The sequence below is a fragment of the Pseudomonas sp. NKUCC02_KPG genome, assembly GCF_019345465.1.
Taxonomy (GTDB): domain Bacteria; phylum Pseudomonadota; class Gammaproteobacteria; order Pseudomonadales; family Pseudomonadaceae; genus Aquipseudomonas.
Genome location: NZ_JAHKRC010000001.1, coordinates 486461 through 502639 on the forward strand (window position 1 = coordinate 486461; position 16179 = coordinate 502639).

Here is a 16179-nt window from a genome sequence, read left to right on the forward strand (position 1 = left end):
CTGATGAAATCGACGCCCTGAACCGCACGCCTTTATCCAGGGCCGCGCTCAGGACTCAAAAACAAGAAAAAGGATAGGGAACGCCATGGGCAACCCTCTGGTTTTATCTGTATTACTCAGTGCTGGCGTACTTGCCGGCAGCCCGATCGCAAGCGCCGCCAACAGCCTGGTGTTTTGTTCCGAAGGCAGCCCGGCCGGTTTTGATACCGCGCAGTACACCACCGCTACCGATAACGACGCGGCCGAACCCATTTACAACCGCCTCGCCGAATTCGAAAAAGGAGGCACCGCCGCAGGCCCGGCACTGGCAAAAAGCTGGGATGTGTCTGAAGACGGCCTGACCTGGACGTTCCACCTACGCGACGATGTGAAGTTCCACACCACCAAATGGTTCACCCCGACCCGCAACTTCAACGCCGATGACGTGCTCTTCACCTTCAACCGCATGCTCAACCCCGACCACCCGTTCCGTAAGGCCTACCCGACCGAATTCCCGTATTTCACCGGGATGAGCCTGGACAAGAACATCGCCAGCGTCGAAAAAACCGACCCGCAGACCGTGGTCATGAAACTCAACTCGGTCGACGCCGCCTTTATTCAAAACCTGGCCATGAGCTTCGCCGCCATCCTGTCGGCCGAGTACGCCGACCAGTTGCTCAAGACCGGCAAGCCCAGCGATATCAACCAGAAACCCGTCGGCACCGGTCCGTACGTGTTCCAGCGCTATCAAAAAGACTCCAACATCCGTTACGCCGCCAACAAGGACTACTGGAACCCAAGCCAGGTCAAGCTCGACAACCTGATCTTCTCGATCAGCGTCGACGCCTCGGCGCGCATGCAAAAGCTGCGTAAAAACGAGTGCCAGGTCTCACTGAACCCGCGTCCTGCCGACGTTGCCGGCCTCAAGGCCGACCCGAAATTGCAGGTCATCGAAAAGCCCGGTTTCAACCTTGGCTACATTGCCTACAACGTCCAGCACAAACCGTTCGATCAGCTAGAGGTGCGTCAGGCACTGGACATGGCCGTCAACAAGGACGAGATCCTCAAGGCCGTGTACCAGGGCGCTGGCCAGAAAGCGGTCAACGCCATGCCGCCAACGCAGTGGTCCTACGACGAGACCATCACCGACGCCCCCTACAATCCTGAAAAAGCCAAAGAACTGCTCAAGGCAGCCGGGGTCAAGGACGGCACTGAAATCACCCTGTGGGCCATGCCCGTACAGCGCCCTTACAACCCGAACGCCAAGCTCATGGCCGAAATGCTCCAGTCGGACTGGGCCAAAATCGGGCTCAAGGTCAAGATCGTCAGCTATGAATGGGGCGAGTACATCAAGCGCACCAAGAACGGCGAGCATGACATCAGCCTGATTGGCTGGACGGGCGACAACGGTGACCCCGACAACTGGCTCGGCACGCTGTACAGCTGCGACGCGATTGGCGGCAACAACTACTCCATGTGGTGCAACAAGGAGTACGACACGCTGGTCAAGAACGCCAAGGTCATCACCGATCGCGACCAGCGTACGGTGCTCTACAAACAAGCCCAGCAGTTGCTCAAGCAACAGGTGCCGATCACCCCCATTGCGCACTCCACGGTCAACCAGCCGCTGAGTGTCAAGGTCGAAGGTTTCCAGGTCAGTCCCTTTGGGCGTAACGCGTTCTCAGGCGTCAGCCTCAAGGACTAACTCCCCCCGATAAATCCCGCTTTCAGCAGGTCACTTTTCAGGTGGCCCGCTGAAACTTCGCCTGTCGGGTAGCAGGCAAACGTTTGCAACGATTTAAAACGTTTCACAACAGCCGAGTCAGAACAAATAAAGACCGGCAATAAAAAAGAAACCAAAGAGGAGCCTCAACCATGAAACTTACCAGCAGCGCGTTGTTAGCCTTGTCCATCAGCAGCCTCACCGCGATGGCCAATGCCGATGAATTCATGCCCACCGAATTGAAAGCCACCAGTGCTCAAAGCGAGACCAAGGGCTTTCTCGAAGATCAGACCCTGGGCGGCACCACCCGCAACTGGTACGCCAATGAGCTCAAGCGTCGCGATGATCGCTTCAGCTACAACAATCACGGCACCCGTGAATCCACCCCGCGCCGGATCAACTGGGTACAGGGCACGATCCTCAACTACACCTCAGGTTTCACAGAAGGCACCGTCGGTTTCAGCACCCAGGTGGCGGCTTACAACGCTGTAGCTCTGGACCGCGACGCCAAGGACATTGCCGGGCCAAACAACCGGACCCTGACCCACAGCGATGGCGATGCCGTTGGCCAGTGGAGCAAGCTGGGCCTGGCCAATCTCAGCGCCCGCATCTCCAACACCACGCTGACCGTAGGCCGACAGAACTTCAGCAGCCCGACCATTGATGTGATCGGTAACCGTGCACTGCCCTCAAGCTTTCAAGGGGTGGGTTTGCACAGCGAAGAGTTCAACAACCTGTCCTTCGATGCCGGCTCCTTTGACCGCGTGTCCCCGCGTACCGAAGCCAGCCTGAGCAAATTTCGCAGCGAATACGGCGCAACCGGGGCGGAGACTGACCGCGCCAGCGTTGCCGGCCTCAACTACCAGCCGCTCAAAAACTTGAAGACCACGCTGTACGCCACCCACGTTGAAGACTTCTGGAACCAGTACTACTTCGGTGCAGTACACGACATGGGCGACAACGCCACCCTGGGCCTGAACACCAACTTCAACTACTACAAGACCCTCGACACCGGCAGCAAGGCCCTGGGCAATATCAACAACGACACCTTCAGCCTGGCCTTCGGCCTGAGCCATCTGGCTCACACCCTGACACTGTCGTATCAGCAAGTCAGCGGCGACGAGTACTTCGACTACCTGCACGAAACCAACGGCATTTACCTGGCCAACTCCCTGCTCTCGGACTTCAACGGCCCGAACGAGAAGTCCCTGCAACTGGCCTACAGCATCAACATGGCGCAGTACGGGATTCCAGGCCTGAAGTTCAACGCCTACCACGCTCGCGGTTGGGACATCGACGGCACCAAGTACACGGGCACCGCCTACGACGTGAAGAACATGGACGGCGAAACCCATTACGAGTACAGCGTTGGCACGTCCTATGCAATCCAGAGTGGCCCACTCAAAGCCACCGCGATTCGCGCCACGTACACCACGCACCGCGCCAGCAAAAACCAGTCTGACGGCAACATCAACGAGTTCCGCCTGGTGACCACCATTCCGTTCAACATTCTGTAAACACACCTTTTACACATTACGACTACGGCTGATTCCATGAATCAGCCGTAGTTGTTACGCAGGTAAACTGATTGGAGATGATTGCCATGAAAAGACTCCCGCTACGCACCGCCATCGCTGTGGCATTGCTGAGTACAGCAGTCAGTGTTTCGGCCAAAAATCTGGTGGTCTGCACCGAAGCCAGCCCTGAAGGGTTCGACATCGTCCAATTCACCACCGCCGTTTCCGCCGATGCATCGGCTGAAACCATCCTCAACCGCCTGGCCGACTTTGCACCCGGCACGACGGATGTGGTGCCTGCCCTGGCCGAACGCTGGGACATCAGCCCGGACGGGCTTGAATACACGTTTCACCTGCGCCCCGGCGTGAAGTTTCACACCACCGACTATTTCAAACCGACCCGAACCCTCAACGCTGACGACGTGGTCTGGAGTTTCCAGCGCCAGCTGGACCCGAACCACCCGTGGCACAAACTCTCGTTGGTCGGTTACCCCTACTTTGAAAGCATGGGTTTCAAGGACCTGCTCAAAAGCGTCGAAAAAATTGACGACCTGACGGTAAAAATCACCCTCAACCACCCTGAAGCGCCGTTCTTGCGCGACGTGGCGATGCCCTTCACTTCCATCTATTCCGCTGAGTACGCCGACCAGTTGCTCAAATCCGGTACAACCGCCGACCTGAACAACAAGCCCATCGGCACCGGTCCGTTTATTTTCGTGCGCTACAACAAAGATGCCCAGGTACGCTTCAAGGCCAATCCGGACTACTTTCGCGGCAAGCCACCGAGTGATGCCCTGATCTTCGCCATCACCACCGACAGCAACGTGCGCCTGCAAAAACTCAAGGCCAACGAATGCCAGATCGCGTTGTACCCCAAGCCCGATGACGTCAAAAACATCCGCAAAGACCCTAACCTCAAGGTCGATGAACTGGCAGCCCTGATGACCAGCTACATCGCCATCAACTCCAGCCACAAGTACCTGAACGATGTGCGCGTGCGCAAAGCCATCGACATGGCCTTCGACAAGCAAACGTACCTCAACACCGTGCACGGCGAAGGCAATGCACTGATTGCGATCAACCCGTACCCGCCCACCATGCTGGGCTACAACACCACTATTCAAAGCCCGCCCCGGGACCTGGACAAGGCTCGCGCACTGCTCAAGGAAGCAGGCGTGCCCGAGGGCACGGTGCTGACCCTGTTCACCCGTAACGGCGGCGGCCCGACCAATCCCAACCCGATGCTGGGCGCGCAGTTGTTACAGTCCGACCTGGCAAAGATCGGTCTGAAACTGGATATCCGGGTCATGGAATGGGGCGAAATGCTCAAGCGCGCCAAAAATGGCGAACATGATCTGGTCTCGGCAGGCTGGGGCGGTGACAACGGCGACCCGGACAACTTCCTGACCCCGATGCTCAGCTGCGAGGCCGCCAAAAACGGCGAGAACTACTCACGCTGGTGCAACGAGGATTTCGAAGCCCTGATCACCAAGGCCCGCAGCATCACTGAACCCTCGCAACGCGCAGAACTCTATCAACAGGCACAGGTGATTTTTAATCAGGATCAACCCTGGATAAACGTAACCCATCCTATGCTGTTTACTGCGATGCGCAAAAATGTTGAGGGCTATACCCTGAGTCCCCTGACCAACAACAACTTCGCCACCACCCAGGTGAAGTAGAACAATAAAAAACCCGCCAAGGTCTACCTGAACCCTGGCGGACCTGCCTAACCGGCTGATAAGGAACACCACACGATGTTTAGTTTTATTGCCCGCCGAATAGGGTTGTTGATACCCACCTTCTTCGGCATCACCCTGCTGACCTTTGCCCTCATTCGCATGATCCCGGGTGATCCGGTCGAAGTCATGATGGGTGAGCGTCGGGTAGACCCTGAAATGCACGCCCAAGCGATGGAGCGCCTGGGTCTGAACAAACCACTGCATGAGCAGTACATCGACTACGTCACCAAGCTCGCCCATGGTGATCTTGGCGAGTCATTGCGCACCCGCGAAAGCGTGTGGACCGAGTTTTCCGCGCTATTCCCCGCCACTCTGGAACTGGCCACCGCCGCATTGTTGTTCGCGGGTGTCCTTGGGTTGCTGGCCGGGGTTATCGCGGCACTCAAGCGAGGGTCATTGTTTGACCACGGGGTGATGGGGATCTCCTTGGCGGGTTACTCGATGCCGATCTTCTGGTGGGGCCTGATCCTGATCATGTTCTTCTCCGTAGGCCTGGGCTGGACCCCGGTGTCCGGGCGTATCGATCTTTTGTACGACATCGAGCCAAAAACCGGTTTCATGCTGATCGACACCCTGCTCAGCGACCAGCCCGAAGCCTTCTGGGACGCGCTGCACCACTTGATTCTGCCGGCCATTGTGCTGGGCACCATCCCGCTGGCCGTGATCGCGCGGATGACCCGTTCATCGATGCTCGAAGTGCTGCGCGAAGACTACATCCGCACCGCCCGCGCCAAAGGCCTGTCCCCGGCTCGCGTGGTGTTCGTGCACGGCCTGCGCAACGCCCTGATCCCGGTACTGACCGTGGTGGGCCTGCAAGTCGGCACCCTGCTGGCCGGTGCCGTACTAACCGAAACCATCTTCTCGTGGCCCGGTATCGGTAAATGGCTGATCGAAGCCATCGGTGCCCGGGACTATCCCGTGGTGCAAAACGGCATCCTGCTAATCGCCTGCCTGGTGATTCTGGTCAACTTCGTAGTCGACATCCTCTACGGCTTTGCCAACCCACGCATCCGTCACCAGCGCTGAGATCCTGACCATGAGCACTACTCCAAGCACCACCGAACTGGATCAAAGCCTGCTTTATCCATCGCCCTACAAAGAATTCTGGCATGCCTTCTCCAGAAACAAGGGCGCCGTTGCGGGCCTGATCTTCATGATCATCATCGTGTTCTGCGCGATCTTTGCCCCGTGGGTTGCCCCCCACAATCCGAGCGAGCAATACCGTGACTTCCTGCTGACCCCGCCGGTCTGGCTTGAAGGCGGCCAGTGGCAGTTCCTGCTCGGTACCGACGAGCTGGGCCGTGACTTGCTGTCACGCCTGATCGAAGGTTCGCGCCTGTCGCTGCTGATCGGTTTGTCGTCCGTAGTCATCTCCCTGATTCCGGGCGTGATCCTGGGCCTGTTTGCCGGGTTTTTCCCGCGCCTGCTCGGCCCGGGCATCATGCGTCTGATGGACATCATGCTGGCCCTGCCGTCCCTGCTGCTGGCGGTGGCGATTGTTGCCATCCTCGGCCCTGGCCTGATCAACACCGTCATCGCCATTGCCGTGGTTTCGTTGCCGTCCTATGTGCGACTGACCCGTGCCGCCGTCATGGGCGAACTGAACCGCGACTACGTGACCGCTGCCCGCCTGGCGGGCGCCAGCTTGCCGCGCCTGATGTTCATCACCGTGCTGCCCAACTGCATGGCACCACTGATCGTTCAGGCCACCTTGAGCTTTTCCTCGGCGATTCTCGACGCCGCTGCACTGGGCTTCCTGGGCCTTGGCGTACAACCGCCAACCCCTGAGTGGGGCACCATGCTGGCTTCGGCCCGTGACTACATCGAACGTGCCTGGTGGGTCGTGAGCCTGCCCGGTCTGACCATTTTGCTCAGCGTGCTGGCAATCAACCTGATGGGCGACGGCCTGCGCGATGCGCTGGACCCGAAACTCAAGAACGCCGCCTGAGGAGATTCCAATGTCACTGTTAGAAATCAAGAATCTCAACGTCCGCTTTGGCGACGCGACTGCCGTGCCGGTCGTCGATGGCCTGAGTCTGTCTGTGGATAAAGGCGAAGTCCTGGCCATTGTTGGCGAATCGGGGTCCGGTAAATCGGTCACCATGATGGCGCTGATGGGCCTGATCGAGCATCCCGGTATCGTGACCGCCGATGCGCTGAACTTCGACGGCAAGAACATGCTGACCCTCAGCGCCCGTCAACGCCGCCAGATCGTCGGCAAAGACATGGCGATGGTCTTCCAGGACCCGATGACCGCGCTGAACCCCAGCTACACCGTGGGCTTCCAGATTGAGGAAGTGCTGCGTCTGCACCTGAAGATGTCGAAAAAAGAGGCACGCAAACGGGCCATCGAACTGCTGGAAAAAGTCGAAATCCCTGGCGCCGCCAGCCGCATGGACGCCTACCCGCACCAATTGTCGGGAGGCATGAGCCAGCGCGTAGCCATTGCCATGGCGATTGCCGGCGAACCCAAACTGCTGATCGCTGACGAACCGACCACCGCACTGGACGTGACCATCCAGGCCCAGATCATGGACCTGTTGCTCAACCTGCAGCGCGAACAAAACATGGGGCTGGTACTGATCACTCACGACCTGGCCGTGGTCGCCGAAACGGCCCAGCGCGTGTGCGTCATGTACGCCGGTCAAGCGGTGGAGGTCGGCAACGTGCCAGGGCTGTTTGACGTGCCGGCGCATCCCTACAGCGAAGCCCTGCTGGCCGCGATCCCTGAACACAGCATGGGCGCCGCCCGCCTGGCCACCTTGCCCGGCATCGTGCCGGGGCGTTACGACCGCCCGAAAGGCTGCCTGCTGTCGCCACGCTGCCCCTATGTACAAGAGCAATGCCGTCAACAACGTCCTGAGCTGGAGCAAAAGGCTCACAGTCAGGTGCGCTGCTTCTTCCCCTTGAATCAGGAGGTGGCGTAATGACTGTTGTTCTGACCGCCCGTGACCTAACCCGTCACTACGAAGTATCCCGTGGCCTGTTCAAAGGCCATGCGCTGGTGCGCGCACTCAACGGTGTATCGTTTGAACTTGAAGCGGGCAAAACCCTGGCCGTGGTGGGCGAATCAGGTTGTGGCAAGTCCACCCTGGCCCGCGCCCTGACCCTGATCGAAGAGCCATCCTCCGGCTCATTGAAAATTGCCGGCCAAGAAGTCACGGGGGCCAACAAGGCCGAGCGCAAGCAACTGCGCAAAGACGTGCAGATGGTGTTCCAGAGCCCCTACGCCTCGCTCAACCCGCGGCAGAAAGTGGGTGATCAACTGGCTGAGCCGCTGCTGATCAACACCACACTGAGCGCCAGCGAACGTCGCGAGAAAGTCCAGGCCATGATGAAACAGGTGGGTCTGCGACCTGAGCATTACCATCGCTACCCGCACATGTTCTCGGGCGGCCAGCGCCAGCGAATTGCCCTGGCACGGGCCATGATGCTGCAACCCAAAGTGCTGGTGGCGGACGAACCGACTTCCGCGCTGGACGTATCGATTCAGGCGCAGGTACTCAACCTGTTCATGGATCTGCAGCAGGAATTCAACACCGCCTACGTGTTTATTTCCCACAACCTGGCGGTGGTGCGGCATGTGGCCGACACGGTATTGGTGATGTACCTGGGCCGCCCGGTAGAAATGGGCCCCAAGGAAGAGATCTACACCCGACCACTGCACCCCTACACCCAGGCGTTGCTGTCGGCGACACCCACCATTCACCCGGACCCGCTCAAGCCTAAAATCAAGATCGTGGGCGAGTTGCCCAACCCGCTGAATCCGCCATCAGGCTGCGCCTTCCACAAGCGCTGCCCGTATGCCACTGACGTGTGCAGCACTGACGAACCCATCTTGCGTCTGCTCGACAACCGCCAGGTTGCCTGCCATCACGCGGAGCAGTTTCTGACTGACTGACGCTTATGTGGGAGCGGGCTTGCTCGCTCCCACCGTTCAGAAACTACGTCTGGCTATCGCCTTCGTCGCCCTCTTCACCGTCATCGCCGTTATCACCGCTGCCACCGCCATCCGTGCCGCCGTCACCATCCGTCTGGTCGTCATCCCCCGAACTGCCGCCCTGCCCCTGATCACCCGGCTCCGAGTCCGATTTGTAGATGGCATGAACCGTCGGTCCCGGCACGCCAGTTGCCGAATACCCGGCCGGATGACTGGCCCAAGCTGCAGAAGCACTCATCGACAACAACACCAGCACTTTGAGCAACAACACAATGCGTTGAAAAAGCTTCATGGCGATTTCCATCCTTCGTGTGAGAAATACCTTTTAAAACTAGTTCGCCCCCTTCAGCTTTTCCAGAAACACACAGGTTGCGATATACCCATTCGGAGTTACGCAGGCGCATTTATCGATACTTTGTGGCGGGGCCTCTCCCCCTTGTAGCAGTTGACGAGCAGTGCGAGGCTACGTCCGGCTGCGTAGCAGTCGTAAAATCAATCAGCAGTGATGTATCAGGTGCATCGTACTTACCGGATTTACGACGATTGCATCGTCGGACGTAGCCTCGCACTGCTCGTCAACTGCTACAGGAACTTTTCTCGCCGTGTATTCACTACCTGAGGCAGGGGTTACAGAGGAAGTGAGCGTTAGGCAATCAAGTTAATAATCACGGATGCTTAGCCTGATAAAGAGCAATTAAACAGATTTGAAGCCGGGCTTACCGTTGGCGGCTCGCCATTCTTTAACTTTTTTAGTTATTGCCTCTGGTGTGCTGTCCAAATCCGACGCTGCATAGTAGATAAGGTCTGTGCCTTCAGGATGCTCCGTAATTTTTTCAAAGTGCTCCAAAAGTATGTCAAGACGCTCATCTGCTTCAGCAACATTTTCTTGGAATACTGTTTCCATAAACTCCAAAAATTCTGCTTCCGTATACTCAGAGAAACTACTTTTAAGACTCATCACTTCGCTCCCTTGTGAATATCCAGGTGACGTTTAGGGGTCAAAATCACCCAAGAGACTATTGAATCGCGCACCATAGTCGTGATCAATGGCCGCCTGATTGTGGATTTGTTCATTCATGAGTTCCGCAACAATATTGGGCTTTGCAACTTCACGAATATTGCTCGGCCCTCCCTCTCCTCTACGCGACCCTTCGTTCAACCCCCATGTGTTGTACCCATCACCAAACTTAATTTCAGATTCCCATTTCCCCACAATGGGACAGGGTGTCAATTCGTATGAACCGAGACCCATTTTTCTGTGAGGCTCCAAGTATTTATCCACTTCATTAGGCATTAAGCTGAACTCCTCTCATTGTAAACACTTACAAAACACCCTCTCTTGATAAGACCAATGAATGTATTTACGAGTGTTCTGCACACAAATTTAAGAGATACACCTCAATACCAAAGCAAGCATCTTTAAACAGCGAGAGAAACTTTCTATAAGTTTGTAGCCGCTGCCGTAGACTGCGATAAGGACCGCAGGGACTTCACGCCCCTTTCGGGCTCGATCGCAGCCTTCGGCAGCGGTTACAGAATCGCGGGCATAAAAAAAGCGAAGCCCCAAGGGCTTCGCTTTTTTTCAACCAGACGCCTGAGCCCTTAGTGGTGCTCACGGGTCGCACGGAACTTCACATCCGGCCAGCGCTCTTCCATCAAGGCCAGGTTTACGCGCGTCGGCGCCAGGTAGGTCAGGTGACCACCGCCATCAATGGCCAGGTTTTCCACAGCCTTGATCTTGAACTCTTCGAGCTTTTTCTTATCGCTGCAATCGATCCAGCGCGCCGACCATACGGTGATCGGCTCGTAGGAGCATTCTACTTTGTATTCGCCTTTCAAGCGGCTCGCGACCACATCGAACTGCAACACACCCACTGCGCCCAGGATGATGTCGTTGCTGCGCTCCGGGAAGAACACCTGAGTGGCGCCCTCTTCGGCCAGCTGCTGCAGACCCTGACGCAGTTGCTTGGACTTGAGCGGATCGCGCAGTCGAACGCGGCGGAACAATTCCGGGGCGAAGTGCGGGATACCGGTAAAGCTCAGGCTCTCGCCTTCGGTAAAGGTGTCGCCGATCTGGATGGTGCCGTGGTTATGCAAACCGATGATGTCGCCCGCAAACGCCTCTTCGAGCTGTTCACGCTCCGAAGAGAAGAAAGTCAGCGCGTCGCCGATTCGTACGTCCTTTCCGGTACGCACGTGACGCATTTTCATGCCCTTTTCGTACTTGCCCGAGCAAATGCGCATAAAGGCGATACGGTCACGGTGTTTTGGGTCCATGTTTGCCTGGATCTTGAACACAAAGCCGGTGAACTTCTCTTCAACAGGCTCAACGGTGCGCTCGTTGGCAACACGGGCCAATGGCTTGGGCGCCCAGTTCACAACGGCATCAAGCACGTGGTCGACACCAAAGTTGCCCAATGCAGTACCGAAGAACACCGGGGTCAACTGGCCATCGAGGAACTCCTGCTGGTTGAATTCATGGCAGGCGCCCTGAACCAGTTCCAGTTGATCGACGAAGCGCTGGTACTCGTCACCCAAGTGGGCGCGGGCTTCATCGGAATCGAGTTTTTCGATGATTTTGGTTTCGGTGCGCTCATGACCGTGACCGGCGGTGTAGACGATGATGTAGTCGTCTGCCAGGTGGTAAACACCCTTGAAGTCACGGTAGCAACCAATCGGCCAGGTGATCGGCGCCGCCTTGATTTTCAGGACCGCCTCGATCTCGTCCAGCAACTCGATCGGGTCGCGGATATCGCGGTCGAGTTTGTTGATAAAGCTGACGATGGGCGTGTCACGCAGACGGCAGACGTCCATCAGGGCGATGGTCCGTGGCTCTACGCCCTTACCGCCATCGAGCACCATCAGGGCCGAGTCGACCGCGGTCAGGGTGCGATAGGTGTCTTCGGAGAAGTCTTCGTGGCCCGGGGTGTCGAGCAGGTTGATCATGTGGTCGCGATACGGGAACTGCATGACCGACGTGGTAATCGAAATACCCCGTTGCTTCTCCATTTCCATCCAGTCGGAGGTGGCATGGCGGTCGGACTTTCGCGATTTCACCGTACCGGCGACAGCAATCGCCTTACCCATCAGCAAGAGCTTTTCGGTGATGGTGGTCTTACCCGCATCGGGGTGGGAAATAATAGCGAAAGTGCGGCGTTTCGCGACTTCGGCGGCCTGGTTGGTCATGGGAAATCGCCTGACGATTGATTCAAAAAAGGGCGCGGATTATAGCCTAAAACCGGGCACTACAGCCACCGTTGGTACCCTTGCCCGTCGGACAAGGGTGGCAATGTGCCGTAAATAATGTGAACCTTTTAAACAGTGGAGGCGTCCACTCTCCTGATACGACAAACCGTCAGGGGCTGAAATATCAGCAAGTTAGCCTGACGAGGCTGCGCTAATGACAGGTGATGAGGGCGCTTTTCGCACTCCCCTGTTGCTCTTCGCGAACATGATTGTCGGCAGCCAGAAATGGCATTGCCACACGATGATGTGTTCGCCGACTGAAAAAAAGGAGTCCGTCTGTGGCAAATCGCTATGGAAAAGGGCTTATTGGAGGTGCGGTTGTGATCGCGCTCCTGGCCCTGTTGGTCCACTGGATCGGCATCAGCACTATCGAACACTATCAAGATGATTTGTTGTTCTACCTGCAAGCCCACCTGTACCTGGTACTCGCTTCAATGCTCGCCGCCCTCGTTGTAGGGATACCCGCCGGCATTTTCCTCAGCCGACCGAACATGGTCGGACGTGCGGAACGCTTCATGCAAGTCTTCAACATCGGCAACACTGTCCCTCCGCTGGCCGTACTGGCCATTGCCCTGGGTTTTCTGGGGATCGGTAGCGGTCCTGCCATCTTCGCCCTGTTTCTGGCCTCATTGCTGCCCATCGTGCGCAACACCTATGAAGGCTTGAAAAACGTACAGGGTTCGCTCAAGGAAGCCGCCGTCGGCATCGGCATGACCCCACGCCAGGTGCTGTGGCGAGTCGAATTGCCCAACGCCGTGCCCATCATCATGGGCGGTGTACGGGTCGCACTGGCGATCAACGTCGGTACGGCACCCCTGGCGTTCCTGATCGGCGCCAATAGCCTGGGCAGCCTGATTTTCCCCGGCATCGCCCTCAACAATCAGCCGCAACTGATCCTCGGCGCAGCCTGTACCGCGCTGCTGGCATTGCTGCTCGATGGCCTGGTGATACTCATCAGCCGCCGATGGTTGGAACGCGGTCTGCGACCTGTTTAAGGTCCGGCTGAGCAAAGGAATACCCATGAAAAAAATAAGCTTCTTACTAGGCTGCATCCTGCTGTGCGCAGGAATTGTCCAGGCCGCAGAAAAACCCCTGATTCGTATCGGGGCGCGAGTGTTTACCGAGCAAACCCTGCTCGCTGAAATCACGTCCCAATACCTCAACAGCAAAGGTTACAACGCCAAGGTGACTGGCGGGCTGGGCAGCAGCCTGGCGCGCTCGGCCCAAGAGTCGGGGCAACTGGACATGGTGTGGGAGTACACCGGCGTATCGCTGGTGGCTTACAACCACATCACCGACAAACTCGACAGCCAGCAATCCTACGACCGGGTTAAAGAGCTCGATGCAAAAAAAGGACTGGTATGGCTGCACCCGTCCAAGTTCAGCAACACCTACGCACTGGCCCTGCCACAGAAAGTGGCCGAGGCGTTTCCGGACATCAACAGCATCAGTGACCTGAACAAGGCACTGCGTGACCCGGAAAACAAAAGCGCACTGGTGGCACTGGACACCGAGTTCGCCAACCGCTCCGATGGTTTGCTGGGCATGGTCAAGCTCTACGACATGGACCTGACCCGCCGCAATATCCGTCAGATGGACGCAGGCCTGGTCTACACCGCGCTGAAAAACGGCCAGGTATTTGCCGGGCTGGTGTACACCACGGACGGCCGCTTGAGTGCCTTCAACCTCAAGTTGCTGGACGACGACCTGCATTATTTCCCGGACTACACCGCCGCGCCGGTCGTGAGCAAAGCCTACCTCGATGCCCACCCGGACCTGGAAGCGCTGCTCAAACCCCTGGCCGATCTGTTTGACGACGAAACCATGCGCCAGCTCAACGCGCGGGTCGACGTGAACCACGAAAGCCCCTCCACGGTGGCCGCAGATTTCCTGCGCCAGCATCCACTCAACTAAGGAAAAGACATGGAATTTTTGAACGCCTTTTCCCATATGGACTGGTCGCTAGTCTTACAACTGACCCTTCAACACATCAGCCTGGTCGGCATCGCCGTGATTCTGGCGATCCTGATCGGCGTGCCGCTGGGTGTGTTGATGACACGCTTCCCGACACTGGCCGGCCCTCTGCAAGCCAGCGCCACCGTGCTGCTGACCATTCCGTCCATTGCCCTGTTCGGCCTGCTGCTGCCGTTCTACTCCAAGTTCGGCCAGGGCCTGGGCCCGATGCCGGCCATCACGGCGGTGTTTCTTTATTCACTGCTGCCCATCATGCGCAACACCTTCCTGGCCCTCACCGGCGTGGAACCGGGTATTCGCGAAGCCGCCCGCGGCATCGGCATGACCTTTGGCCAGCGCCTGCGCATGGTTGAACTGCCCATCGCGGTGCCCGTGATTCTCGCCGGCGTACGCACCGCCGTGGTGATGAACATCGGCGTCATGACCATCGCCGCCACCATCGGTGCTGGCGGCCTGGGTGTACTTATTCTTGCTGCAATCAGCCGTAGCGACATGTCGATGCTGATCGTCGGCGCCGTGCTGGTCAGTGTTCTGGCCATCATCGCCGACCTGCTTCTGCAATGGCTGCAACGCTCGCTGACTCCAAAAGGACTGCTCAAATGATCGAACTTCAAAACCTCAGCAAAACATTCCAAAGCAACGGCAAAGACGTAAAAGCCGTGGACTCGGTAAGCCTGACCGTCAACGAAGGCGAGATCTGTGTGTTCCTCGGGCCTTCGGGTTGCGGTAAAAGCACCACGCTGAAAATGATCAACCGCCTGATCAAGCCCACTTCCGGCAAGATCCTGATCAACGGCGAAGACACCACCGACCTCGACCCGGTGACCCTGCGTCGCAATATCGGTTATGTGATCCAGCAGATCGGCCTGTTCCCCAACATGACCATCGAGGAAAACATTACCGTCGTGCCGCGCCTGCTGGGCTGGGACAAGCAAAAGTGCCATGACCGTGCCCGCGAGCTGATGAGCATGATCAAGCTTGAACCCAAGCAGTACCTCAACCGTTATCCGCGCGAACTGTCGGGTGGCCAGCAACAGCGGATCGGGGTGATTCGCGCCTTGGCCGCTGACGCACCGCTGCTATTGATGGATGAGCCGTTTGGCGCGGTCGACCCGATCAACCGCGAGATGATCCAGAACGAATTCTTCGAGATGCAACGGGCACTGAACAAGACCGTGATCATGGTCAGCCACGACATCGACGAAGCCATCAAGCTGGGCGACAAGATTGCGATCTTCCGTGGCGGCAAGTTGTTGCAGATGGATCATCCCGACACCCTGCTCGCCCACCCGGCCGACGACTTTGTCAGCAACTTCGTGGGCCAGGACAGCACGCTCAAGCGCCTGCTGCTGGTCAAAGCCGAAGACGCGGCGGACAACGCGCCGTCGGTGAGCCCGGAAACCCCGGTGGCCGAAGCGCTGGAACTGATGGACGAACTTGACCGTCGCTATGTCGTCGTGACATGTGCCGACAACAAGGCTCTGGGCTATGTGCGCCGTCGTGACCTGCACCGCCAGAGCGGTACGTGCGGCCAGTACCTGCGCGAATTCACCGCCACTGCCGCGTCCGAGGAACACTTGCGCATCCTGCTGTCGCGCATGTATGAGTTCAACCGTTCGTGGTTGCCGGTCATGGACACCGAGCGTGTGTTCCAGGGTGAAGTGACGCAAGAATCGATTGCCGCCTACCTGAGCTCGGGCCGCTCACGTGGGGCCAAGACCAGCATTGTCTCGCCGGCGGATATTGCGTTGGCGTAACTGCTCTCGGCGCTGGCTTGCATCCCGATGCAGGCGACTCGATCGTTCTGCTTGACCGCGTTGAGGCCATCGCGGGCAAGCCACGCTCCCACAAGGACGAAAGCCCCTGTGGGAGCGGGCTTGCTCGCGACACTGGCGACTCGGTCACTCTGTTTACCCGCCCTTGCGGCCCCCGTAAAAGCGCTTCGCGCGAACTCCTCAGTGTCACAAAGGTCGGTTACTTAAATAACTGTCCGCGCCCCCACGACGAACGCGTACAAAAACGCGACATTTTTTGTTGATCTCAACGCACTCACCCCCT

Annotated in this window: 15 protein-coding genes; 11 read left to right on the forward strand and 4 right to left on the reverse strand. The window is 57.8% G+C overall.

Annotation, left to right across the window (positions count from 1 at the left end; genetic code table 11):
• The first annotated feature begins 85 nt into the window (after nt 1-85).
• From KO536_RS02285 to KO536_RS02315, 7 genes are all read left to right on the forward strand, one after another.
• Nucleotides 86-1684: an ABC transporter substrate-binding protein gene (locus KO536_RS02285; RefSeq protein WP_219260933.1), complete on the forward strand. Its 1599-nt coding sequence runs from the start codon at nt 86-88 to the stop codon at nt 1682-1684.
• 170 nt (nt 1685-1854) lie between these two features.
• Nucleotides 1855-3219 (forward strand): OprD family porin, encoded by a 1365-nt coding sequence (locus KO536_RS02290; protein WP_133078881.1) that lies wholly within the window; start codon nt 1855-1857, stop codon nt 3217-3219.
• 86 nt (nt 3220-3305) lie between these two features.
• Nucleotides 3306-4901 carry an ABC transporter substrate-binding protein gene (locus tag KO536_RS02295; RefSeq protein ID WP_219260935.1) on the forward strand — a complete coding sequence of 532 codons (1596 nt, stop codon included), beginning with the start codon at nt 3306-3308 and terminating at the stop codon, nt 4899-4901.
• A gap of 75 nt (nt 4902-4976) precedes the next feature.
• Nucleotides 4977-5987, forward strand: coding sequence for an ABC transporter permease subunit (locus KO536_RS02300; protein WP_133078879.1), 1011 nt, complete (start codon nt 4977-4979; stop codon nt 5985-5987).
• 10 nt (nt 5988-5997) lie between these two features.
• Complete coding sequence (locus KO536_RS02305) at nt 5998-6909, forward strand: ABC transporter permease subunit (RefSeq protein WP_133078878.1); 912 nt, start codon at nt 5998-6000, stop codon at nt 6907-6909.
• A gap of 10 nt (nt 6910-6919) precedes the next feature.
• Complete coding sequence (locus KO536_RS02310; protein ID WP_133078877.1) at nt 6920-7888, forward strand: ABC transporter ATP-binding protein; 969 nt, start codon at nt 6920-6922, stop codon at nt 7886-7888.
• Entirely contained in the window at nt 7888-8862 is a 975-nt protein-coding gene (locus KO536_RS02315; RefSeq protein ID WP_219260936.1) for a peptide ABC transporter ATP-binding protein, read from the forward strand. The genes KO536_RS02310 and KO536_RS02315 overlap by 1 nt, the downstream gene beginning before the upstream one ends.
• Before the next feature lie 43 nt (nt 8863-8905).
• Here the strand turns inward: KO536_RS02315 and KO536_RS02320 are convergent, their stop codons facing one another.
• From KO536_RS02320 to KO536_RS02335, 4 genes are all read right to left on the reverse strand, one after another.
• Entirely contained in the window at nt 8906-9193 is a 288-nt protein-coding gene (locus tag KO536_RS02320; RefSeq protein ID WP_219260937.1) for a hypothetical protein, read from the reverse strand.
• A gap of 402 nt (nt 9194-9595) precedes the next feature.
• Complete coding sequence (locus KO536_RS02325; RefSeq protein ID WP_219260938.1) at nt 9596-9859, reverse strand: bacteriocin immunity protein; 264 nt, start codon at nt 9857-9859, stop codon at nt 9596-9598.
• Nucleotides 9860-9892: 33 nt separating this feature from the next.
• Complete coding sequence (locus KO536_RS02330) at nt 9893-10195, reverse strand: hypothetical protein (protein ID WP_219260940.1); 303 nt, start codon at nt 10193-10195, stop codon at nt 9893-9895.
• Nucleotides 10196-10503: 308 nt separating this feature from the next.
• The gene (locus KO536_RS02335) at nt 10504-12087 is read right to left on the reverse strand and encodes a peptide chain release factor 3 (RefSeq protein WP_019823908.1); all 1584 of its coding nucleotides are present in this window, start codon (nt 12085-12087) and stop codon (nt 10504-10506) included.
• Nucleotides 12088-12425: 338 nt separating this feature from the next.
• Between KO536_RS02335 and KO536_RS02340 the strand changes: the two genes are divergently transcribed.
• Genes KO536_RS02340 through KO536_RS02355 form a run of 4 tightly spaced genes read left to right on the forward strand, consistent with a single transcriptional unit; the run spans nt 12426 to nt 15878 of the window.
• Complete coding sequence (locus tag KO536_RS02340; RefSeq protein ID WP_133079753.1) at nt 12426-13142, forward strand: ABC transporter permease; 717 nt, start codon at nt 12426-12428, stop codon at nt 13140-13142.
• Between the two features lie 25 nt (nt 13143-13167).
• The gene (locus tag KO536_RS02345) at nt 13168-14061 is read left to right on the forward strand and encodes a glycine betaine ABC transporter substrate-binding protein (protein WP_133079754.1); all 894 of its coding nucleotides are present in this window, start codon (nt 13168-13170) and stop codon (nt 14059-14061) included.
• A 9-nt stretch (nt 14062-14070) separates the two neighbouring features.
• Complete coding sequence (locus KO536_RS02350) at nt 14071-14724, forward strand: ABC transporter permease (protein WP_133079755.1); 654 nt, start codon at nt 14071-14073, stop codon at nt 14722-14724.
• Nucleotides 14721-15878 (forward strand): betaine/proline/choline family ABC transporter ATP-binding protein, encoded by a 1158-nt coding sequence (locus tag KO536_RS02355; protein ID WP_133079756.1) that lies wholly within the window; start codon nt 14721-14723, stop codon nt 15876-15878. Before KO536_RS02350 ends, KO536_RS02355 begins: the two co-directional genes overlap by 4 nt.
• The last annotated feature ends 301 nt before the right edge of the window (nt 15879-16179 follow it).